Origin of the sequence: Paenibacillus sp. EC2-1, from assembly GCF_049311625.1 — a bacterium.
In the GTDB taxonomy this organism is placed as follows: domain Bacteria; phylum Bacillota; class Bacilli; order Paenibacillales; family Paenibacillaceae; genus Paenibacillus_AQ.
Genome location: NZ_CP186006.1, coordinates 1,223,523 through 1,246,021 on the forward strand (window position 1 = coordinate 1,223,523; position 22,499 = coordinate 1,246,021).

General features: G+C 43.3%; 16 protein-coding genes and 1 riboswitch. Of the genes, 11 read left to right on the top strand and 5 right to left on the bottom strand.

The window, feature by feature from the left end; translation table 11 throughout:
* Positions 1-3: 3 nt before the first annotated feature.
* Complete coding sequence (locus ACK8P5_RS05730; RefSeq protein ID WP_422660018.1) at positions 4-3,861, bottom strand: stalk domain-containing protein; 3,858 nt, start codon at positions 3,859-3,861, stop codon at positions 4-6.
* A gap of 241 nt (positions 3,862-4,102) precedes the next feature.
* Between ACK8P5_RS05730 and ACK8P5_RS05735 the strand changes: the two genes are divergently transcribed.
* Both ACK8P5_RS05735 and ACK8P5_RS05740 read left to right on the top strand, forming a co-directional pair.
* A complete protein-coding gene (locus ACK8P5_RS05735) occupies positions 4,103-4,693 on the top strand; it encodes a YdeI/OmpD-associated family protein (protein WP_422660019.1) in 591 nt (196 codons plus the stop codon).
* A gap of 120 nt (positions 4,694-4,813) precedes the next feature.
* Positions 4,814-5,140, top strand: a complete 327-nt coding sequence (locus ACK8P5_RS05740) for a thioredoxin family protein (RefSeq protein WP_422660020.1) — start codon at positions 4,814-4,816, stop codon at positions 5,138-5,140.
* A gap of 90 nt (positions 5,141-5,230) precedes the next feature.
* On the opposite strand, the gene ACK8P5_RS05745 is transcribed toward ACK8P5_RS05740, so the two are convergent.
* Together ACK8P5_RS05745 and ACK8P5_RS05750 are read right to left on the bottom strand one after the other, a co-directional pair.
* A complete protein-coding gene (locus ACK8P5_RS05745; RefSeq protein ID WP_422660021.1) occupies positions 5,231-6,862 on the bottom strand; it encodes an MDR family MFS transporter in 1,632 nt (543 codons plus the stop codon).
* Positions 6,862-7,308, bottom strand: coding sequence for a MarR family winged helix-turn-helix transcriptional regulator (locus ACK8P5_RS05750; protein WP_422660022.1), 447 nt, complete (start codon positions 7,306-7,308; stop codon positions 6,862-6,864). The genes ACK8P5_RS05745 and ACK8P5_RS05750 overlap by 1 nt, the downstream gene beginning before the upstream one ends.
* Positions 7,309-7,572: 264 nt before the next feature.
* On the opposite strand from ACK8P5_RS05750, the gene ACK8P5_RS05755 reads away from it, so the two are divergent.
* The 7 genes from ACK8P5_RS05755 (at position 7,573) to ACK8P5_RS05785 (ending at position 18,062) form a co-directional block, all read left to right on the top strand.
* Positions 7,573-9,810, top strand: a complete 2,238-nt coding sequence (locus ACK8P5_RS05755) for a helix-turn-helix domain-containing protein (protein WP_422660023.1) — start codon at positions 7,573-7,575, stop codon at positions 9,808-9,810.
* 270 nt (positions 9,811-10,080) lie between these two features.
* Entirely contained in the window at positions 10,081-11,007 is a 927-nt protein-coding gene (locus tag ACK8P5_RS05760) for an ABC transporter permease (RefSeq protein ID WP_422661384.1), read from the top strand.
* 6 nt (positions 11,008-11,013) lie between these two features.
* The gene (locus ACK8P5_RS05765; RefSeq protein ID WP_422660024.1) at positions 11,014-11,913 is read left to right on the top strand and encodes a carbohydrate ABC transporter permease; all 900 of its coding nucleotides are present in this window, start codon (positions 11,014-11,016) and stop codon (positions 11,911-11,913) included.
* Positions 11,914-12,036: 123 nt separating this feature from the next.
* The gene (locus tag ACK8P5_RS05770) at positions 12,037-13,638 is read left to right on the top strand and encodes an ABC transporter substrate-binding protein (protein ID WP_422661385.1); all 1,602 of its coding nucleotides are present in this window, start codon (positions 12,037-12,039) and stop codon (positions 13,636-13,638) included.
* A gap of 43 nt (positions 13,639-13,681) precedes the next feature.
* Complete coding sequence (locus tag ACK8P5_RS05775; RefSeq protein WP_422660025.1) at positions 13,682-15,097, top strand: alpha-L-fucosidase; 1,416 nt, start codon at positions 13,682-13,684, stop codon at positions 15,095-15,097.
* 314 nt (positions 15,098-15,411) lie between these two features.
* Positions 15,412-15,571: riboswitch (FMN riboswitch) on the top strand.
* 129 nt (positions 15,572-15,700) lie between these two features.
* Positions 15,701-16,684, top strand: coding sequence for a DMT family transporter (locus tag ACK8P5_RS05780; RefSeq protein WP_422660026.1), 984 nt, complete (start codon positions 15,701-15,703; stop codon positions 16,682-16,684).
* A 172-nt stretch (positions 16,685-16,856) separates the two neighbouring features.
* Positions 16,857-18,062, top strand: a complete 1,206-nt coding sequence (locus tag ACK8P5_RS05785; RefSeq protein ID WP_422660027.1) for a diguanylate cyclase — start codon at positions 16,857-16,859, stop codon at positions 18,060-18,062.
* Positions 18,063-18,520: 458 nt separating this feature from the next.
* Here ACK8P5_RS05785 and ACK8P5_RS05790 read toward each other — a convergent pair whose 3' ends face one another.
* Both ACK8P5_RS05790 and ACK8P5_RS05795 read right to left on the bottom strand, forming a co-directional pair.
* Positions 18,521-18,814 (bottom strand): hypothetical protein, encoded by a 294-nt coding sequence (locus tag ACK8P5_RS05790; RefSeq protein ID WP_422660028.1) that lies wholly within the window; start codon positions 18,812-18,814, stop codon positions 18,521-18,523.
* 167 nt (positions 18,815-18,981) lie between these two features.
* A complete protein-coding gene (locus ACK8P5_RS05795; protein WP_422660029.1) occupies positions 18,982-19,527 on the bottom strand; it encodes a YobA family protein in 546 nt (181 codons plus the stop codon).
* Positions 19,528-19,764: 237 nt separating this feature from the next.
* On the opposite strand from ACK8P5_RS05795, the gene ACK8P5_RS05800 reads away from it, so the two are divergent.
* Together ACK8P5_RS05800 and ACK8P5_RS05805 are read left to right on the top strand one after the other, a co-directional pair.
* Positions 19,765-21,123, top strand: a complete 1,359-nt coding sequence (locus ACK8P5_RS05800) for an FAD-dependent oxidoreductase (RefSeq protein WP_422660030.1) — start codon at positions 19,765-19,767, stop codon at positions 21,121-21,123.
* Positions 21,124-21,159: 36 nt separating this feature from the next.
* A complete protein-coding gene (locus ACK8P5_RS05805) occupies positions 21,160-22,452 on the top strand; it encodes a citrate transporter (protein ID WP_422660031.1) in 1,293 nt (430 codons plus the stop codon).
* Positions 22,453-22,499 lie beyond the last annotated feature (47 nt).

The window sequence follows — 22,499 nt, forward strand, 5'->3', positions numbered from 1 at the left end:
GTATTATTTCTTAGCTTTGGCTGCTACCAGAACAAGTCCTTTGGATGGATTGGATACAGCGACAGTCTTCGCTGCTTTATCAGCCTCAACAACGAGACTGAGTACAACAGCTTTATATTCTTTTCCTGCTTGAATGTCTGCTCCATATCCATCTTTAGTCGGTATTTCTAGGGAGAACTTCTTGATCGCATCAGCGTTGGTTCCTGCTCCGGTGCCACCAGTACCGCCGTTATCCGATTGAGATGGATTGATGTCAGTCGTTTTTAGTAGGGTCTTGGATGCAGTGGCTTTCTTCAAGTTGAAGCTACTAGCGCTGTCAGCTGGAAGAAATACAACTTGATAGGAAGTGATTTCACTATCCTTCGATGCAATTTTAAAGCTTACATTTAGGCTGTTCGTATCTTTTACTGGCTCAACGGTTACATTGCTTGCAGCGGCTTCATTAGGCTGTGGAAGCTTGAGTTCGCCTGATGGAGCTGACAAAGCATGTTTAGCTGAGCTTGATTTATTTACGGCAAGAACATATGCCTTATAAGTTGTATCTTTGCTTAATGGTGCATTGTTAATATCTTTTTCCAACAGTGCACTAAAGTTGTTACTATTAGGCGCAACGGTCATGAAAGTTGTTGCATTCTCCAAATTGTCTGTTGGGGAGGAGTCAGGTACAAGCATTACTTTATAAACTTCTACATTCTTCGAGTTCGGTCCTGGAGAGAATGTAACCTCGAAGCCGTAATCATTCGCTGTCGTCTTCACGATCGTTGGAGCTGATATTTCAGGTCCTTCGAGTGTGATAACTGCAGATGGAGCAGACAGTGTATTGTTGCTGGCATTGCCGTCTTTACTCACCGAGACAACGAATACTTTGTAAGGCTGGTTGTTAACAATTGCTCCACCGTTGCTGTCCGTTGTACTAGATTGCAAGCTGGTACGGATATTTGAACCCGTTTTATTTACAGTTGTAAATCCTGAATTACCAGGTGTAAATCCTTCAGAAGCTGATTCTTTAACTACATACACTTGATACTGAAGGATCTTATCCTCATTCGCAGCTTTATTAAAGGATACGAATAAGTCTCTACCGTCACCATTATCACCGTTATCTTCTGCTGTTACATTCGTAACGGCATCTACCTTTGTATTGGCTGTTAGGGTAATGTCAGCTGATGCAATGGAAATAGCACTTTTTCCAGCAAGATTGCCCTTACCAATGGCTAAAACGAATACGCGATAGGTAGTACTATCTTTAATATCGTCACCGTCTGTATCTTTTGCATTCGGTGCGAGTGCCTTCGTAATCGTTCCACTACGGCTGATCTCCGATGTGTAATGATTTCTTACGGCATTTGCAGCCGTTAGATCAAAGCCACTTGCTTTATCTTTCTTAACCACAAGAATGCGATATTCACTAATGTTGTTGTAATCTGAGGAGCTATCGAACTTCACCTGCAAATCACTGCCGTTATTATTATCGCTTATATCTTTAGCCTCTACAGCTGTTGCAGGATTCAAAGTAAGTGTTTTGCCCAATGTAATGGCTGAAGAGTAGTAAGAAAGTGCGTTGCTATTGGAATAGTTGCCGCTGCCTACTGACATGATGAACACGCGATAGCTAATTCCCTCACGGATAAACTCTCCATCCGTATCTTTACTTCCAGACCCTAAGATCTGGCTAATATTACTTCCCGTCTTATAGATCTGCGTATAGTATGAGTTGTTGGTAGCTGTATTCAAGTTGAAATTACTTGCTTTGCTATCCTTCACCACGAATGCTCGGTAACTACCGATGTTGTACTCATCAGAAGCTTTCGTGAAAGATACTCTCAAGTCACGACCATCGCCATAGTCACTCACATCGCTTGCTGCTACATTCGTTACGGCAGTTACATAACGATTGTTACTAAGTGTGATGGTTGAGGAGTAGGATGACAGTGCGTTGTTGCTGGAATTGTTGTTACCTTGCGACAGAATGAACACACGGTAGCTGGTACCATTACGGATATAATCCCCGTCCGTATCACGGCTCGAAGAGTTCAGATTCTGAGTGATGTTGTATCCCGTCTTATTAATTTGAGTGTAATAATAGCTGGACAACGAATTGGCATCGTTCAGGTCAAAATAATTCGCTTTGCTTGTTTTGACCACAAATGCGCGGTAATGACTAATATTATATTCATCGGATGCACGCGTGAACGAAACTTGCAAGTCACGGCCATCGTTGTAATCACTCACATCGCTGACATAAAGATTCGAGATCGATCCAACATATGAGTTGTTATTGTACAAAATAATGTCGCTCGAAGGTGACGATAGTTTGTTGTTACCCGAGTTGTTACCTGTAGCAACAGACATGACGAATATACGATAGTAAACACCGCTTCGAATAGCCGCTCCATCTACATCTCTGGCTCCAGAGGATAAAGTCTGAATGATGTTACTTCCAGTCTTGTTCACTTGTGTGTAGTTATAGCTGGATACATTGTTAGCTCGAGTTAAATTGAAATTCTGATAATCACTCGATTTTACGACGAAAATCCGATACGATCCAATACCAGATTCGTCAGACAACTTAGTAAAGCTTACCCGTAGGTCTCGGCCATCGCCATAATCATTCACATCTGTTACTTGTGTAATGACTGGAGCGGTGGAAGAACCTGTCGCAAGCGTAATCGATGAGGATGCAGTCGAGAGTTTGCTCGCTACGGAATTCTCATTGCTGCTTACGGACAGTACGTAAAGGGTGTAAGGTATTCCATTCCGAATGTATTCGCCTGAAGAATCACGCGAAGAGGAATTAAGTACCGTTGTAAGTGTTGTACTGCTACTGCTGGTCTTGTTTATGGTCGTATAGTTCTGGCTTGCTACAGCTTTAGCTGCTGCAAGATCAAACTTGCTAATATCTTTGGTTTTTACAGCAATGACGCGGTAATTTGAGATATTATTTTCTGTCTTTGCACGTGTAAAGCTTACGGAAAGGTCACGTCCGTCATTATAGTCGTTGACATCGGTTCCCTTCACATTGGTTGCTGCGTCAACAGCATTTGTATTAGCAAGCGTGAGCGCTGGCGAAGGTGAGGATAGTGCTACATCACCATTTACCTTGCCAACACTTAATACGTAAGCTACGTAAGATTGATTGTCGCGGATATATTCTCCATCTACATCACGTGAAGCAGAGTTCAGTGTAATGGAAGGATCTGATCCGTTCGGGAATATCACCGCATAATTATAGTTTGAGACCATTTGTGCTGATGATAGGTTGAAGCTGCCTGATTTAGATGCTTTAACGACCATAATCCGGTACTGGGAAGCACGGGATTCATTCGATGATTTAGAGAAATTAACTTGAAGATCCCTACCATCTCCGTAATTCGCCACATCTCTTAAGGTTACATAAGAGGCAGGATTTAAACTATCTGGAACAGAAACACCACCAGATGTCGTAATGGAAACCGTCTTGGTCTTGGAATTCCAACCAACTTTCTCTCCTAAGGATTCACTGACGAAGCGCACGGGTACCATTGTCGTACCTCTCAAATTCTTAGCTGGAACGTCAAGATTAACACTTTGTCTGTTAATGGTTGCTGTCTTAGAGTTGATCTTCAATACGATCGTTGTTCCGTCCTTAACTGCAGTAACGGTCTGAGCTTTCTGGTTCCAAGTCACCTTGGCGTCCAGTGCCTCGAAGATGGCCCTCATAGGTAGCATGACGCGGCCTTGGATCATAACCGGTGCTTGACTTGTTGCGAGTCTTACCCCATCGATTAAGATGGTGAAATTTACTGCCGCCTGTGCCTGTGACTGGAACAGCAAAGGGATGATGAGTAGTCCTGCTAGCAAAGCAGTCCAAAACTTCCTCACGCGATTGACCTCCTTCAAACGATTGTTATTATTTTCCTCAACTATATGACGCTGTGGGCTAGGGTAAAGTTTCAGCTATTCGGCAGGCTAAGGAAAATTTTGTTGTCATGGATTCTATTTTAACGTGATAGGGGATAGAAATCCTTGAATATATAGAAACAAAAGGATTAAAATGGTAATAATTATTAAAAGTACGCGATAGATGATACAGCATTCTTATAGGAAAGGGGTTGAAGAGAGGTTGTTCACAAAAGAAGGAAGTGCGGAATGGCCACTTCTGTTATGTCATAATCAGGATGACTGGGAAGCGTGGCTTGCACAGAACCACCATTGTTCAAGTGGGGTTAAGCTTCAAATAGCTAAGAAGAATTCAACACTTCAAACCGTGAGTTATGCTGAAGCACTGGATAGCGCTTTATGCTACGGATGGATTGATAGTCGCAAGGAATCTCTTGACGGAGATAGCTGGATTCAGCGGTTTGGACCGCGAGGGAAGAATAGCATCTGGTCACAGGTGAACAAGGAAAAGGTTCAGAGGCTGATCGAGGAAGGAAGGATGAAGCCGTCTGGACTTCAGGCAATTGAAACGGCCAAGATCAATGGGCGCTGGGAAGCAGCTTACGCGCCACAGAGCCGGGCTACGGTACCCGCTGAGATGGAAGCGGCGTTCGCAGAGCATCCGCGCGCCAAGGAATTTTATGACACCTTAAATAATCAGAACAAATTCGCGATTCATTTTCGTATACAGAATGCGAAGAAGGCTGAGACCCGTGCAAGAAAGGTCAAGGAGTTAATACGTATGATGGAAAATGGAGAGAAGATACATCCGTAACGCCTAAGGTTTCTATCCCTTTTGCAAACCAAGTCATAAACGGCTAGAATAACTATGAAATGGTGTGTGTTGTGATAAAGATCATATCGTTATTTTCGAATGATAAGGGGATAGAGAACAATGGAAAGAATTCAAACGGAGAAACAATACGAGGATTTAATCAACCGAGACGGATTGACCGTCATCAAATACGATGCCACTTGGTGTCCAGATTGCAGAACGCTGGAAAAATTCCTGCCAGATATCATGGCAAAGCACCCAGACAAGGAGTTTTATGCGCTGGATGTGGAACAGCTTGAGGAGATTACAAGCAAGAACGAAGTGCGTGGTATTCCGAGCTTGCTGGTTTATAAGAATGGAGAGAAGCTAGCACACCTTCATAGCAAATTTGCGAAGACGCCTAAAGAAATTTCAGAGTATTTGGAGACATTGGAATCTAAGAAGTAAGACAACGGGGTCTATCCATTTAGAAGCGTAGAGCACCGATCATACTCAGGCAACAAGCTGAGTATGATCGGTGCTCTTTTTCTGCTGTTATTATTTCGAAACGGAACTTCCTTCCACGGCGGTCTCCTGCTTTTTTAGGGCCATGCCTTTTCCAGAGCGAAGTGGAATTTCTTTGAGAAACAGTGCGATTAAGAATGCAACGGATGCTACAATAGCACCGGTCAAGAAAGTCGTCGTGATCGCGTAACTTAGAGCTTCTCGAATGATATCAAGCATTTTTGTAAATGCCGACTGCAATTCTGGTGATAAGCTGTTTAGGGTAGCTTCGATTTTCGGTTGATCCAAAAGATTTTGCGGGTTTTGAAAAAGAGCAAGCTTCTCAGCTAATTCCGGGTTCATTGCCGCATTCGTCTGATTCCCTAAATTTGAAGATAACTCGGTCATTTTTTTTGTAATACTAGCACTCATCAAGCTTCCCATAATAGCGATTCCTATCGTTCCCCCAAGATTTCGGAATAAGGTCGAGGTTGCGGTAGCAACTCCAATCTGCTGAGGTGCTACGGCATTCTGAACGGTAAGTGAGAATACGGGCATGGCTACGCCAATTCCGAGTCCAAGGATGATCATATATATTATGAGTATGTAGATTGGTGTGGAAGGGACCATGAAATACATCAAGACCATAGCGATGGTCATGACCATTAGCCCGATGATCGCCATATTTTTATATTTACCGGTTTTGGACATCAGCTGTCCAGATACAGAGGTGGTGATGAGCATGGCGATGGACATCGGCATTGCTACATAACCAGCCATTGTTGGAGAAATCCCCTTCACCCCTTGAACGAAGAAAGGAACATAGATAATAGCTCCCATCATGGCAGCATTTAAGAAGAAACTCACCAGGTTGGATACGGTAAATACACTATTTTTGAACAAGCCGAGTGGAAGAACTGGACTCTTTACTTTGGTCTGGATAGCGATAAAAATGATCAATGAGACGATCGTTGCTGTGAACAAACCGAGAATTTGCCACGAACCCCAAGCATATTTCTCAGGTCCGTCCCCTGCCCAAGAAAAGGCGAGAAGCATAGGAACAATCGTGAGCGTGAGGAAGAGGGAACCCAGGTAATCCACGGATTCTCCTTGGCGTCTTGGAACCTTCGGGAAGTTAACCCAGATTAATATAAAGGCGATGACCCCAAGAGGAAGGAAAATCCAAAATACCCAGCGCCAGTCGAGATGATCGACGATATAGCCTCCCATCAGTGGTCCAGCGACACTGGATAAGCCGAATACGGCACTCATGACACCCGTCCATTTCGCACGCTCTCTGGGTTCATAGAGGTCACCGATTGCGGTGAAAACCGTGGACATAATAATACCTGCGCCGGCACCTTGAATTGCCCGATATGTTATTAATTCAAAGATATCGGTTGAAAATCCGGATAAGATGGCACCTATCGTAAATAACCCGATACCGGACAAGATGAATGGCTTTCGGCCATAAATATCGGAGAGCTTACCGACAAGGACCGATGCAACCGTTGAAGTAAGCAGGTAGATCGTAATAGCCCATGAATAATAGTCCATACCGCCGAGCTTGGCGATAATACGAGGCATAGCAATTCCGATGATCGTCTGATTAATGGCAGCGAAAAATAAAGATGTAATAATAGCGATCATGATTGTCATTTTTCGCTTGTCCGATAAATGCACCATTAATGTTCCACCTCTTTCTCTTTGTCGATATTCCGTAAGACCTGCTCATAGATGCGGATCAAATGATGAATATCCTCTTCGGAGATCCCATTAAAAAATTGTTCCATAATACTCTTCGTCTCGACCCTGAATTGTCTTAGTAGCTCCCTTCCTTGATTCGTAATTTCCAGATAGACCACCCTACGATCATCCGCATCTCTTGTTCGAACTGCATAACCACTGGATATTAACTTATCGGAAAGACTTGTGATTGCACCAGGCGTAATGTCCATACGTGCTGCCAGCGTAGATGCCTTTTGCGGGCCACCATACTCAAGCTTCCATAAAATCGTAGCCTGTGATCCAGACACAAGACGGTCCATACGCTTATGCCATTCAGCCGATACTTTCCGCTGGAAATCAAGATATAACTCTTCAAATGCTGTTAAGCTGCTTGAAGTAGGCACGATATTACACCTCCAATTATTTTAAAATTATTACACCCTTTAAAATATTTACCCCCTAAAGTAATTACGAGTATAAATCCTACAAGTTCGTAAAGTCAATTGCTTTTCTAGAAAAATATAGGCGAATATATACATATACGTGGATGACGTACTATAATATACCAATCGGTCATAGATTCTGAACTCATTTTTTTGAATGCGTTTACATATGGTTTTGTTTCACCTTTATGTATTTCATGTACAGATATTTATATAGGAGGAGCAATGAAGAAAAAATCATGGTTTTATCGGCAGTTGTTAATGTATATGCCCGCCTTTTTCATCGTCGTGTCTTTTATATTCTTTGTGTTTTTTCAAATGCTTAGTGAGCAGAGCCGGAAAGAAGCGACCAAAGCAAATGAGACATTATTGTTGCAAGCGATAAGTTCTATAGATTCTTCTATGAAGACCATTGAACAGATGCTTCTGAGCGATATGTTAAACAATCCGGATCTTTCGGTTTTTTTTAACGACGGAAAGCAGAGCGATTATTATTTAAACGTTAAAGTGGTAAAGTTCATGAAGAACTTTAAGATCTCCTATCCCTTGGTAGATTCTATGTACCTTGTCAGGTTAAATGATCAATTTATACTTAGCGATTCAACGAATGCTGATTTGCAGGAGTACCCTGATTATGCGTTTATTAAGCCTTATTTGTCAGGTTCGTATTATGAGACGAAATGGATAGGCGTTCGAAGTTTTCAGGAGTTTTCGTTTAAGGAACGGGAACAGGTTATTTCGCTTGTATTAAAGGCCCCCTATATACGAAGTGGTGAAGGGTTTGTTGTCGTTAATGTGAAGACGGAGTCACTGTATGCGATGATTGAGAGCATGTACAGTCAGGATGTGAGTTATATTGATATTTGGGATCGCGAGGGGAATCCGATCCTTCCTAATCAAACCGATTCTTCATATAAAAAATTGATCTCATCTGCAACCTCTCCTTTAACGGGCTGGAGCTATGAAAGTGGTCTAGTCAATGGGGGATGGGTGAATTTAGCCAATCAATTGTTTAATGTCTGGTTTATTGTAGGTTTGCTGATGATGGGGGCAGGAGTTTGGTGGATTGTCTTTGTTGCTCGGCGGAATTATCGTCCTATTGAACAGATTGTGTCCCAAATCCAGAAGTTCTCACAGGATAAGACTAGTGTCTTATTGCAGGAAAAACGGCAGGATGAGTTTACCTTTATACAATCTGCCCTTAGCAGCATGTTAGAGCAGTCGAATTCTTATCAACAGCAGTATCGTGAAGATTTGTTATTACGAAAAACCTATTTATTTCAACAGCTTCTGGAGGGGCAATATCCTGCAAATCTTGGTCAATGGGAAACACAGCGTGAAACCATTCAATTAAATGACTTAAGTAAGCCTCAGAGTGTGTGCGTAATTGAAATCGATAAATTCAATCAATTTGTTGCCCAGTATACACAGCAAGATCAATACTTAATGAAATTTGCACTGAAGAGTGTCATACAGGAAACGGCACAGAAGCATGGAACTGTCGTATGGGCAGAGTGGATTTCGAGTTCGAAGCTAGGGCTGCTTGTACAAATTAACGATTTACACAATGCTGAAGAAGAACTATTAAATGTACTAGAGAACTCCCGAGTGTGGGTCGAGGAACATTTAAAACTGACGATTACTGTTGGCGTCGGAGGAGCGGCTGAGGCATTTACATCTATCCCGGAATCTTACAACCAAGCGGTGCAAACGTTGAAGTACAAAATGATTATGGGTGAGAATAAAATCATTTTTTATACTTCGATCAGAACAGAAGAGCAAGGGAAGTCATTTGATTATTTTCAGCGGATCCAAGCGATGGCTCAGTCTTTCCGTTTAGTAAGGGAGGATTGGCGGGAGCAGTACAAGAGCATTCTTGAAAATATAGAGCAGGATATGTTAAATCAAGATCACATTGTTAGCTTGACGGACTATATGATTTATTCTCTAGGGCGCGAGATGAATAAGATGGCTAAGGAGTTTCGGGAGCACTGGAGCCTAGTTGGCGAGCCAGCTTTAAATGAAGCTTTAACGAATTCTGAAACGCTAGAACAAATGGAGAGACAAGTTGAACAGGTGCTTGAACGTATTTTTGAGAATCTTGTATTACTGCAAGAGAATCGAAATCACTCCGAAATCATTCGAAGTGTTCGAGCATATATGGAGAAGGAATCTACGAATCCGAATTTGTCTCTGGACCTTCTAAGTGAACAGTTCCAGATGAATTCCAAAACACTCAGCAAACTGTTTAAGGAAGAGACCGGTCAGAAGTTCGTTGATTATTTAATTGAGCTTCGTATCAATCATGCAAGGCATCTACTCGAAGATACACATCACTCGATACAAGAAATTGCCGAAGAGGTTGGGTACACGAATGCGATATCATTTGGCCGTATGTTCAAAAAAGTAGTGAGTGTGTCTCCAGGTGAGTACCGTGAACAAGTCAGTAAGAAGAATGCCTAATATGATTGGAACGCTCCTGGTGTCTATTAGACGCCGGGGGCGTTTCTTTTTAGCTATTACCGAATATAGTTGGTCCGGAGAAAAAAGTTTATCGTAGTACTGACGCGAGAAAAGACCTGTTATCAAGGGTTTTGCGGAAAATGGTTGTGCCGAGATTCTTGTTTATTGATGCAAGCCCGCCTGCCTTTTAACATGAGATTAACAGAAAGAGCAAAGGAGAGTGGCTTGATGGCTAGTATAAGCAGTAAACCCGTTCCGAAGCGGGAACTCATGATGCATCCGAACAAACGTGGTAAGCATGCACTACAGCAAATGAAAAGGCACTGGCAATTTTATTTGCTGGTCGCTTTACCGCTTCTCTACCTTATTATTTTTAAATACATTCCTATGTTCGGTGTCGTGATTGCCTTTAAGGACTATAACCTTGTTGAAGGAATCCTGGGGAGCCCGTGGGCAGGATTTAAGTACTTTGAGCAGTTGTTAGATGCGCCATACTTTTGGGATTATTTCCGGAATACACTACTCATTTCACTATATGGGCTGCTGATCGGATTTCCTGCTCCTATTATATTGGCACTTGCTCTTAACGAAATTCGAAACGGGATATTCAAAAAGTCAGTTCAGATGGTGACATATGCACCGTACTTCATCTCAACCGTTATTATTGTGTCTATTCTGATCGTAAACCTCTCTCCAAACGTAGGACTTCTGAGCAATATCTATAGAGCTTTAGGACTGGAGCCAGTCGATTTCCTCGGTAGGTCGGAGCTGTTTAAGTCGATCTATGTATGGTCGGACGTGTGGCAGAATATGGGCTATGGGGCGATTATCTACATTGCTGCGTTATCTGGTGTGAACCCGGAATTGTATGAGGCGGCAAAAGTAGACGGAGCGACAAGGTTCCAGAAAATTTGGAATATTGATATTCCGAGCTTGATTCCAGTTATCGTGATCATGCTGATCTTAAGCCTTGGGCAAATCATGAGCCTGGGATTTGAGAAGATTTATTTGATGCAAAATCCGCTCAATCAAAACACATCGGAAGTCATTTCGACCTATGTATATAAAGTCGGTCTGCTCGGAGCGAACTTTAGTTTCTCGACGGCTATCGGATTGTTTAATTCCGTAATCAACTTTACGCTGCTCATTATCGTGAACTTCGTAGCGAAAAAAATATCTTCCAATAGTTTGTGGTAGGAGGCGATGACCTTGGGTGGTACCAGTATAAAAGAATCGGTAACAGATCGTATATTTATAGGTTTGGTATATCTGTTTTTGGCAGTAGTCTTTATTATTATTTTGTTCCCGCTCTTACATATTGTGAGCGCTTCATTTAGTTCACCGGCAGCAGTTACGTCCGGTAAAGTATGGTTATGGCCGGTTGATTTTACGCTTATTGGTTATAAGGCTGTATTTCAGAACTCGGACATTTGGGTTGGTTTCGGAAACTCCCTCTTTTATACCGTGTTCGGTACTTTGCTAAACGTTTCATTCACCATTATGCTGGCGTACCCGCTGGCACGAAGAACATTTTATGGTCGTAACATCATGATGCTGCTTCTTGTATTTACGATGTTTTTCGATGGCGGATTGATTCCGAATTACCTGCTCGTGAAGTCGCTTGGTATTTTGGATACAAGATGGGCGATGATCCTGCCAGGAGCATTTGCCGTGTTCCAAGTCATTATAGCCAGAACGTTCTTTCAATCGCTCCCCGATGAACTTCATGAAGCTGCGCAAATTGATGGATGCAGTGATATAAAGTTTTTTCTACAGATGGTTATTCCTTTATCCAAGCCGATCATCGCCGTATTGTTCCTAATGTACGCGGTCGGTCACTGGAATGCCTACTTTAATGCTTTGATTTATTTAAAAGACAGTCATATGTTCCCGCTGCAGATATTCCTGCGGAATCTACTTATTCTGAACTCGGAGAATTCCGATATGTACAAGGATGTTAACAATGTTTTGATGCAGCAGGGATTGAAGGATCTATTGAAATACTCATTGATTGTTGTATCCAGCGCTCCTGTACTTATAATCTACCCGTTTGTTCAGAAACACTTTGTTAAAGGGGTTATGATCGGGTCTTTGAAAGGATAAAAGGTTCACCTGTAAGGGAGGTGATGTTCAGCAATCGGTTTATGAATAAATCCATATCGAGAAGTATTTAAATATAAGGAGGCTGTTCAATTGAAAACAAAATTGCTCAAAGTAATGAGTCTTATGTTGGTTCTTACCATGGTATTATCAGCGTGTGGTGGTTCTAAAGGTAAAGACGATAGCTCCGCAGATGCTCCTCAAGATCCGAATAAGCCGGTTGAACTGAGTGTGTTTGCTCCACAAACGGTCGGTATTGAGAATTTGGATGTGAACAAATTTTCGAAACATTTGGAAGAAACGCTGAACATTAAATTCAACTGGAGTACTTCGCCAGATGCTGCTTTTAACGATAAGAAGTTATTGCTGTTAGCAAGTGGAGATTACCCGGCAGTCATTCTTAGTGCGGGAATGTCAAAGGCGGATCAGGTGAAGTATGGTCAGCAAGGTGCTTTTATACCATTGAATGACTTAATCGATCAGTATGCGCCAAATATTAAAAAAGCGATGACCGATTTACCTTATTTAAAAGCAGGAATGGTTGCTCCGGATGGAAATATCTATGCACTTCCAAAAATCAATGAATGTCTACACTGTACATATTATCAAAGACTATGGATTAATACAGAATGGCTTGAAGAGCTGAACTTGGATATGCCAACAACGACTGAAGAATTTTATCAAGTGATGAAGGCTTTCAAAGAGAAAGACCCGAATGGGAATGGTAAAGCAGATGAGGTTCCTTTCACAACCTCCAATAATGATTGGGGCGGTGGGGTAGAGACGTTCTTAATGAATGCCTTTATCTACAATGATGGAACTGGTTTAATGATCAAAGATGGGAAGGTCATCTATGCGCCTATGCAACCGGAATGGAAGGAAGGCGTGAAGTATTTACGGAAGTTATTTGAAGAAGGTTTGATGGATAAAGCCGCATTCACGCAAAACGTTGATGCTGTTAAACAACTAGCCAACAAGCCTGATGTTGTAGTAGGCAGTGTAGGTACTGCGAATATTGGGGGTATGTTTGAAGTTAATGATGAGAACAACACACGTCACAAAGCTTACGATGTTGTTCCACCACTTAAAGGGCCAGAAGGTGTTCAATTAGCAGGTTATACGGTCGGGGCTGGTGCTGGTCAGTTTGTTATTACGAATAAAGCGACCAAGGAAGAACAAATTGCTGCCATTCGTCTAGCTGATTATCTCTTCTCCGAAGAAGGGACGGTTCATACAACATGGGGCTTTGAAGGAGAAGGTTATAAAAAAGCGGAAAGCGGCGAGCTTGACTATAACGGAAATCCTGCGAAGTATGATGTTGTTACGTCAGAGCAGTCCGCAAGTGGACAAACACCGCTGGCAAATACGTGGTGGCAATTAGGAACGATGCAGATGCTCAACTCCATCCGTGAATCGTTCGTAGCGCCAGCTGATCCACTCGGTAAAGGTGCGATTGATTACCGTCTATGGCTGGCTGCGAAAAAGTATGAGCCATTTGCGAAGCCGGAAATTGCATATCCGACCGATGTATTTATTGATCCAGCGGATGCGTTAATCGTTACACAAATGTCGAAGACATTATCTGATTATGTGGCATCGAATCTTGCGCAATTTGTAACCGGTAACAAGGATATCGATAAGGATTGGGAGAATTACGTAAATGGATTTAAAGGAATGCAGCTGGATGCTTACCTGGCAGCTTATCAGAAAGCGCTACCAACCAAATAGCAACTGCATTCCTTCTACCATAGAGTGACGGAGGAGATATGACATGGTTGATTTGATTCAATACGCTGCGCAAGTGAAGCCTTCAGAAAGACAGGTGGCTGTGCAGGAAATGGAGTTCTATTCATTCATTCACTTTACGATCAACACGTACACGGATAAAGAGTGGGGGCATGGCGATGAAGATCCAGCTATCTTTAACCCTGTAGAATTTGATGCTGATCAGTGGGTTGACTCATGCCGGGATGCTGGAATGAAGGGACTTATTCTTACTTGTAAGCACCATGACGGATTTTGTTTATGGCCAAGCCAGTATACAGAGCACTCCGTGAAGAACAGCCCTTGGAAGAATGGACAGGGCGATATCGTTCAGGAAGTTGCGGATGCCTGCCGCAAAGGTGGTATTAAGTTCGGAGTCTATTTATCCCCATGGGATCGTCATGAACAGACTTATGGTGATTCTCCTAAATACAATGAGTACTTTATGAACCAGTTAAGAGAGTTGTTAACGAACTACGGAGATATTTTCTGTGTATGGTTCGACGGTGCTTGTGGTGAAGGCCCGAATGGGAAAAGACAAGTGTATGACTGGGACGCTTATTATTCTCTTATTCGAGAGTTACAACCAAATGCGGTTACCAACGTGTGTGGACCGGATATTCGGTGGTGTGGAAATGAAGCGGGCGTATGCCGTGAGTCAGAGTGGAGTGTCGTGCCAGTATCTCTCCGCTCGAATGAGAGCATTCAGGAGAAATCTCAACAAGTGGATGATGGCGAATTCGCTAAACGATATGATTCCACCGATCGCGATCTGGGAAGTAGAGAGATCATTCGACATGAGCGGGAGCTAGTCTGGTATCCAGCTGAAGTAAATACGTCCATTCGCCCAGGCTGGTTCTATCATGCTTCGGAAGATGATAAAGTTAAATCACTTGAAGAACTGCTTCATGTGTATTATGGTTCAGTCGGCGGAAACGCGACTTTCCTGCTGAATTTACCACCGGATCAACGGGGACTTATTCATGAGAATGATCGTGCTCGGCTGCGTGAGCTGGGAGATTACATTCGTAACACGTTCAGAACAAATCTGGCTGAGGGTGCTACTGCCCAGGCTTCACAGACGATGGATGGACATGATGTGAACTGTATTTTTGATGGCAATCCTGACAACTATTGGTGTCCAGAGGAAGGGACGGAGCAGGTTACTATTGAAGTGGATCTGCATGCAGAGATCGAATTCAACCATGTTGTTCTGCAAGAACATCGTTATAGTCAACGAATCGAGAAATTCGAGCTGGAGTATGAACAAGACGGCGAATGGAAGCCGCTCTGGAGCGGTACGGTTGTTGGTTATAAGCGTATATGCCGATTCGACAATGTAACTTCACGGTTTATTCGATTGAAGATTACGGAGTCCAGATGGTGCCCGACGATTTCAGCTTTTGAAGTGTATCGAGGCTAAATACAGCGCTTGAGAATACGATAGGGATATCCTAAGAAGGTCTATGATCTTTAAGGGATGTCCCTTTTGTGTGAAGGCCGAATGTGGTAAAAAGTACTCGTTGAAATTTATGTAGTAACTAATGTATATTTGCTGTATAATTCTCAGTGAGGTTTTGTTCTGAGAAATTAACATCATTTTCTGTAAAAAAATTGTATTTACATGAAACTATTCGTGTTATAATTTCATTGTGATTTTTTTATCAGCTTATTGTCTTAATTTTTAGTATTATGGATTTAGGTTATTCGTGAAATACAAAATAAAAATAAATGAATATGGATCTTCGGGGTAAGGTGAAATTCCTAACCGGCGGTGATGGTTCGTTCTATTGTGAATGAACTTCAGCCCGCGACTCGCTATTTTGTAGTTTAAGGTAGCGACTGACTTGGTGGAAATCCAAGGCCGACGGTAAAGTCCGGATGGGAGAAGATCAAACGTAGGTTTGCTGTGGAATTTTTAGTTCTACAGTAGGCTTATTTGGTCAGCCCCCGTATGTTCGACATTTGTCGATAACGGGGGCTTTCTGCTGGTAAGACTCCGTATTCAAGGATAGGAGACAGCATTATGGAAAACATCAACACAGGTTTGAAGGTACAGTCCAAACGCAAGGGTAAAGCTAGCAGTAATCCGAAATACGGTTTTTGGTTAGTTGTACTGGGAGCAGCACTATGGGGAGTTGATCCCTTATTTCGGGTCATACTTCTGAATAATTTAACCTCGTCGCAGATCGTTCTTCTAGAACATGTTATCATCTCGTTAATTGCGATTCCGGTTATTTGGAAGAACCGTCAGGAACTTAAACAAGTTGGTTGGCGTCAAGTTGGTGCATTGCTCTTTATTTCATGGGGTGGATCGGGGATTGCCACGATACTGTTTACGATGGGGCTCTCGAGCGGGAACTTGAACGCAGTTCTTCTTCTGCAAAAGCTCCAACCGTTATTCGCCATTCTTCTAGCAAGTCTGCTGCTTAAAGAAAAGCTACCTCGTCATTTTGGATATCTGATGCTTTTCGCATTGGCAGGAACGTATTTGCTCACATTCGGATTTGCCATTCCGATTGGACATTGGAGCGACTTTGTTCAGATGGGAAGCCTTTTGTCACTCGGCGCTGCAGCTCTTTGGGGTGGATCTACTGTCATGGGTCGCTTGATGGTTGGACAGATGAAGGTGGAGACGGTAACGTCACTGCGTTTTGTATTAGCACTTCCTCTTCTTGGCTTGATTACGTTGAATGAAGGTGCAGGCTGGAATTTGCCAGAGTTCGGAACATCTGCCTTTGCTCTGGTATCCCTGAATCTAATTGGTCAAGCGCTTCTACCGGGACTGCTCAGCCTGCTTGTTTATTATAAAGGACTTACTACAACAAAGGCTTCTGTTGCTACGCTCGCGGAACTTAGCTTTCCAACGGCCGGGGTATTGATTAACTGGGTTGTCTTTAATGAGGTCGTGACATCTGCCCAAATTCTTGGATTTTTGATGATCTGGATCGTATTGTTTATCATCTCCAGACAATCGGATTCTGTGGCTAAGGCGGGGACGCTGGGTTAAGTGTTCCGAAGGTGTTAGATAGAAATATATTGAAAAACTGCTGGGTATGCCGGCAGTTTTTTTTGTACTATTCCGCTAAACATTTAGACTATTATGGTAAAAAAAGAGGATTTACACATTAAAAGGTCGAAATAAGTCGAAAAAGAATATTGAGATGGTGAGAATTTAAAAGATGAATGTAGAGCTGGATATGCGGACCGCTTTTGTATTTCTTGTTGTTGGGCATGTATTCACGGTCATTCTAATAACAGCTTATAGACATGGACAGAATAAAGATCGTGCGGTAAATGCGTTTTATGGAGCAAAATGTTTGCAAGCAACCGGGTGGGGGCTAGCCATGTTTCGGGGAGGAATTCCCGATCTATTCACGGTGTCTCTAGCTAATACGGTTTTATTCCTAGGAGCTGCTCTTGAAGCCATTGCGCTGTTAAGAGTCATGAATGTCTTTCACCGAAACACACGTCGCTTTTATATAGGTTTAACAGTTTCTTGTATTCTTTTATTTCATATTATCATCGCGCTAGCCAATACAGAAACGAATCGAATTGCTATGGGATCTTTAGGCATGTCACTCCTGCTGATCCTACCTGCCATTCGTATGGTCTGCCGAAAGAAAGGCTCTACACTGATGAGAGTGACTGGGTTAATGTATAGCTTGGTGGCTGCAGGTTCGCTGATCCGAGCGATTATTGCATGGATTCCTCGTATAAACGTAACGTTCTTTGAACCAAGCATCTATCAGACATTATCCTTTTTATCATTATTCTTGTTGATGTTTGTAGGGAATACAGGTTTTGTTCTCTTATCCAAAGAGAAGGGGGATCGGGAACTTCATAAGCTAGCGAGTTATGATGACCTGACAGGAGTGTGGAATCGCAGAACGTTTATCCTCGAAGCGAAGGAATCGATTGCGGATTGCAGGAAAAAAGGTCAACCGGTTTCTTTTCTGCTCATGGACATTGATCACTTTAAGACCATTAATGATACCTATGGTCATGATACAGGAGATATGGTGCTACAAGAGTATGCCGCTAAAGTGAAAGGGGCTCTGACACCTGGAGATTTGCTAGGCAGATATGGGGGAGATGAGTTTGCCGTTGTCCTTCCCGGTGCGGATGAGAAACAATCAGGGGAGGTGGCAGAAGCGATTCGTCTTTCGATGTTACAATGTTCCGGTAAGTTACCGATTTCCTTTACGCTAAGTATTGGTATGGTTACCGTAACGGCAGCTCAAATGCTGCCACTGGATAAACTCTATAAACTGAGTGATGAAGCTTTGTATAAAGCCAAGCATGAGGGGCGAAATCGGGCGTCACGAGGCAATATGGAGGTTATCGCGGGGGAGGATGAGCCGCCAGGTAGTGCGAAGGTGGTGTAGGACGGCGGCCTAGCGGACTAGTGGGCCAACGGATCAACGGGATAACTAACTTACTAACTTACTAACTTACTAACTAACTGACTAACGGACAGAGAGGCCGTTATATTTGTGAATATGACTAATATTAATCGTTAGCGGACAGAGAATCCGCTATTAGCTCTGAACCTATTAAATCAGAGCCTTTCTGTAAGAATAGCGGAATCTGAGTCCGCATAACTCACAAAAAGGATGTTTTCTAACAAATAGCGGATTTCCAGTCCGCTAGCTATTATCAAGCTGAAGAATCGAGCTTCGTCACTTATTATTCTAAGGTGATAACCGTTCATTAATCATTACATCTTAGAGAAGGCGAAAAGGAACAATCCGAGGTCATTTAAACGGGTACCCATACACTGGACACTTTAAAAAAGGTGTTTAGAGTATGGGTATCTTTTTGCGTTGCATTTGGATACTTACCTCTATTCGATCCGTTTGATTTCATCTGGCGAAACCAAATATTTATAGATGGTCTCCATCTGTGGCCCTTCTCCGTCAACAGGCTCACAATTTTGTGTGACCGTAAAGGTATAGCCTTGATCATTTTGTTCTGCTTTTGCAATGGAATTGAAAGATTCGAGGTCATTAGCACATGGAGGAATAAGGTCGTATAATCTAGCTTCCGCTGTACCTTGAGTGAATGCTTGTTCCGAAGTACATCCATTTAATATAAGGGAAGTCATCAACACCAACATATAAACAATGAAATGCTTCATGATTCATCCCCTTCATCTAGTGTGAATAATAGGTGTTGAACGTTCCGCATTGCATGGCCTAAATCAGTTTTTGAATCATAGGATGAATATAGAGTCATTCAATGGGTGCCTTTGAAGCTGTAAACGAGATGGATGATCCTTTGGACCGAGCCTATGTTTGAGAGGTTTTACTTATCATCAATTTGAACTACCCATTCATCGTCACCTTGTTTAATTGTAATACTCCATTGATCCGATGTTTCGTCGTAGGTCGCAGCTTTAATAACAAGAACTCCCGGGAGATCTGTTCTGGGTTCTTCTAGCGCTCTGCGTATGGCTTCGGCCTCGTTCATGTTAGCTTCAGCTGGTTTTGGAGCAGACAAGATCCGCAATTTCTCAGCGGTTGATTGACCGGGATACGATTCCAACACTTCATTAAACCAGACCTGAACCTTCTGACCAATGGCAACGTCCTTCTGGTCATAAGAGAACCAAATAGCATTATAAAATTCTTCGACCCCGCCTGTAGCGCCGTAATTCTTCGGCACATTGTCAACTACAAGAATGCCTCCGTCTCTTTGATCCACAACATATCCTTCCATTCCTGGCGCTGTATCTTCCGTCGTTCTCGGAACTTGGTCATTCCCTGATCCTGATTTCGATGTGCTTGAGCTACATCCGAATAGCGACAGGCTCAAGAATATACTGAATACAGTAAGTAATACAGTCCGCATCGTCTACCTCCTTGCAAAATGAAATGATTTATAGTTCTTGACGTTTCCTTTTTCCAGAATGTTGCTAATCAAAAAAAACACATGAAAAGGGTGTCAATCCTTCGGTAAATTACTTTCTAAATTTCCGGATATTTAGAAAAATATTTTCCTGAAAGCATTTACATTATCGATTTGCTTTGGTAATCTAAGGTCAAGAAATCACTATAATATCATGACCCAAAAGGAGTGAAGACGCAGATGGAGGGTATGCCGAAGTATGACGTTATCGTAATGGGTGGGGGCATTTCCGGGGCGATGGCCGCGGTTGCGGCAGCAAGCTCAGGAGCGAGAACACTGATTGTGGAGTCCCACGGATTTTTGGGAGGGACGCTTACCGCAAATGGTGTAGGTCCAATGATGACCTTTCATGCTGGCGAGAAGCTGGCTATTCAGGGGTTTACAGATCAACTCATTGAGCGGTTGAAGAAATTAGGGAAATCGCCGGGACATATTTTTGACACCGTCGGTTTTACATATTCAGTGACACCGTTTGATGCCGAGGCGATGAAGCACGAGCTTGAGCTCATGGTGACAGAAAGTGGAGGAGAGCTTCTATACCACACGATGCTCGCGGGTGTGAAGACAGAGAATGGGCGGATCGTAAGCATAACGGTGTGCAACAAGTCAGGACTTAGTGAGATTGAAGGTTCTGTATTTATTGATGGCACGGGTGACGGTGATCTGTCCGTCTTAGCTGGAGCAGAGTTTACGAAGGGAAGAGAAACTGACGGGGCCATGCAGCCCATGACCCTGAAGATGAAAATGTACAACGTGGACATTCCGAAGGTGAAGGAATATATCCACGCACATCCGGAGGATTTCCCACTGTATAACGGGGATACATCTATCATCGAGAAATCCCCGCGCCTTTCAGTTGGCGGATTCGATAGTCTATTTAAGGAAGCGAAGGCCAAAGGTGAGATTTCGATTCCGCGAGAGAATATTCTATTCTTCGAGACCAATAATCCGGGTGAGGTCATCTTGAACACGACTCGTATCTTGGGGCACGATGCAACGGATGCAATGAGTCTGAGTCGGGCTGAAATGGTAGGTCGCAAACAATGCCGTGAGCTAGAGTTATTCGTACGAAAATATATTCCAGGTTTTGAACATGCGGTTGTAGAATCAACAGGGCCTAATATTGGAGTAAGGGGCTCTAGACAAATCAAAGGATTGTATACGCTTACAGCGGAGGACTTGCTTGAGCAGCGTCTGTTCGAGGATGCGATTGCGCATTCAGGATACCCCATTGACATTCATAGTCCGGATGGAGAAGGGACCAAGCATCAGAAGCTGGAGTGGGGTGGCATGTATAGCATTCCGTACTCCTGCATGATTACAGATTCGGTAAGGAATCTCATTGTGATTGGACGATGTATATCAGCGACATTTGAAGCGCAAGCGGCTATGCGTACAACACCGACAACAGGCGCTATTGGGCATGCGGGAGGTGTTGCGGCTGCAATAGCTGTGAAAGGGGGAATCGACGTCCGGGATATCAATATCAAGGAAGTACAGCATCTACTTAAAGAGCAGGGCGCGTATCTGGAAGTGTAAAACTTAGTAGTAACCATTGTGAGAGGGGAAATTAAAGTGACAACTTTAATGTGGTTTCAAGCCATCGGTATTTTACTCGTCTTCCTGATCTTTGTTGGATTAATGATGACTCGGAAGCTTCCGACGATTCTAGCTTTGCCTTTAATGGCTGTATTATTTGCAATTATTGCAGGTGTTCCTTGGATGTCCAGTGATCCTGAAACAGCGACCATCGCCAAGACCATTCTGTCAGCTGGCTCTATGAGGTTGTCTGGTGCCATTGCTGGTCTTGTGTTCGGTGCTTGGTTCGGACAGATTCTAAATAAAGTTGGAATTACGAAATCTATTATACGAAAAGCGGCCGAATTGGCTGGTGACAAACCGGTGCTGATCGCTGTCTTATTCTTTGTTACAGCGTCGATTATTTTCTCCGCAGCCGGCGGACTTGGTATGGTCATCCTCGTAGGTACGATTGTCATTCCGATTATGCTTACCGCAGGAATTTCACAATTCGTGGCTTCCATCGTTGTCGTCTCAGCGGTTGGTGTAGGTGCACTATTCAATGTCTCTAACTGGGCTGTATATGTGGACGTTCTCGGTCTTTCTGTTGCGGAAATTGCGGATTATACCCTCGTAGCTGCTCTGCCGCTGATTGCCTTATCGCTTGCGATGATTATTTTCTATATCCAAAAAGACGGCAGAGGCCGTAAAGCATGGGCGATGCCTAATGCCACCGGGGCGGATGGGAAGAAGGTTCCTGCCATAGCACTCATCAGCCCTCTCGTACCGGTTATTCTCGTGTTTGCTTTTAAACTGGATATTGTACCAGCCGTTGTGATCGGCGCCTTGGTTACAGTTCTGCTAACACTCCCAAAACGTCCAATACATGTGCTCTCCAGTGCCCTGATTGAAGGGATTCAGGATATCGCGGGGGCGATGGCACTAATGATCGGTATCGGTATTCTCCTGAATTCCGTTATGGCGCCACAGGTGTCGTCACTGATCTCACCGCTGATTGAAGCGGTCCTGCCAACAAATCCACTGATGTATATCATCTTCTTTACGCTATTGTCACCGCTTGCTATTTATCGTGGACCTCTGAACGTATGGGGTCTTGGAAGTGGTATTGCTGCATTGTTCGTCACGGCGGGGATGACCCCGGTCGCTGCAATGCTGGCGCTGCGTGTTGTAAGTAACGTGCAAGCCGTATCGGATCCAACGAACTCACATAACGTATGGGTTGCCGATTTTACGAAGAGTGATATTAACGAAATTTTGAAGAAGACATTGCCTTGGATGATGGTTTCTGTACTTATTTCGATGCTGATCGGGGCCTTCATGGTCTTTTAATCCGGGCAGCTGAACTCGGGCGGGAAGTGGTATTTTATACTACGAAT

Bases quoted from the DNA above. Each gene is read 5' to 3' on its own strand.
- ACK8P5_RS05740 (WP_422660020.1), top strand. From the start codon at position 4,814: ATGGAAAGAATTCAAACGGAGAAACAATACGAGGATTTAATCAACCGA.
- ACK8P5_RS05745 (WP_422660021.1), bottom strand. From the start codon at position 6,862: ATGGTGCATTTATCGGACAAGCGAAAAATGACAATCATGATCGCTATT.
- ACK8P5_RS05755 (WP_422660023.1), top strand. From the start codon at position 7,573: ATGAAGAAAAAATCATGGTTTTATCGGCAGTTGTTAATGTATATGCCC.
- ACK8P5_RS05760 (WP_422661384.1), top strand. From the start codon at position 10,081: ATGATGCATCCGAACAAACGTGGTAAGCATGCACTACAGCAAATGAAA.
- ACK8P5_RS05765 (WP_422660024.1), top strand. From the start codon at position 11,014: ATGACCTTGGGTGGTACCAGTATAAAAGAATCGGTAACAGATCGTATA.
- ACK8P5_RS05770 (WP_422661385.1), top strand. From the start codon at position 12,037: ATGTTGGTTCTTACCATGGTATTATCAGCGTGTGGTGGTTCTAAAGGT.
- ACK8P5_RS05775 (WP_422660025.1), top strand. From the start codon at position 13,682: ATGGTTGATTTGATTCAATACGCTGCGCAAGTGAAGCCTTCAGAAAGA.
- ACK8P5_RS05780 (WP_422660026.1), top strand. From the start codon at position 15,701: ATGGAAAACATCAACACAGGTTTGAAGGTACAGTCCAAACGCAAGGGT.
- ACK8P5_RS05785 (WP_422660027.1), top strand. From the start codon at position 16,857: ATGAATGTAGAGCTGGATATGCGGACCGCTTTTGTATTTCTTGTTGTT.
- ACK8P5_RS05790 (WP_422660028.1), bottom strand. From the start codon at position 18,814: ATGAAGCATTTCATTGTTTATATGTTGGTGTTGATGACTTCCCTTATA.
- ACK8P5_RS05795 (WP_422660029.1), bottom strand. From the start codon at position 19,527: ATGCGGACTGTATTACTTACTGTATTCAGTATATTCTTGAGCCTGTCG.
- ACK8P5_RS05800 (WP_422660030.1), top strand. From the start codon at position 19,765: ATGGAGGGTATGCCGAAGTATGACGTTATCGTAATGGGTGGGGGCATT.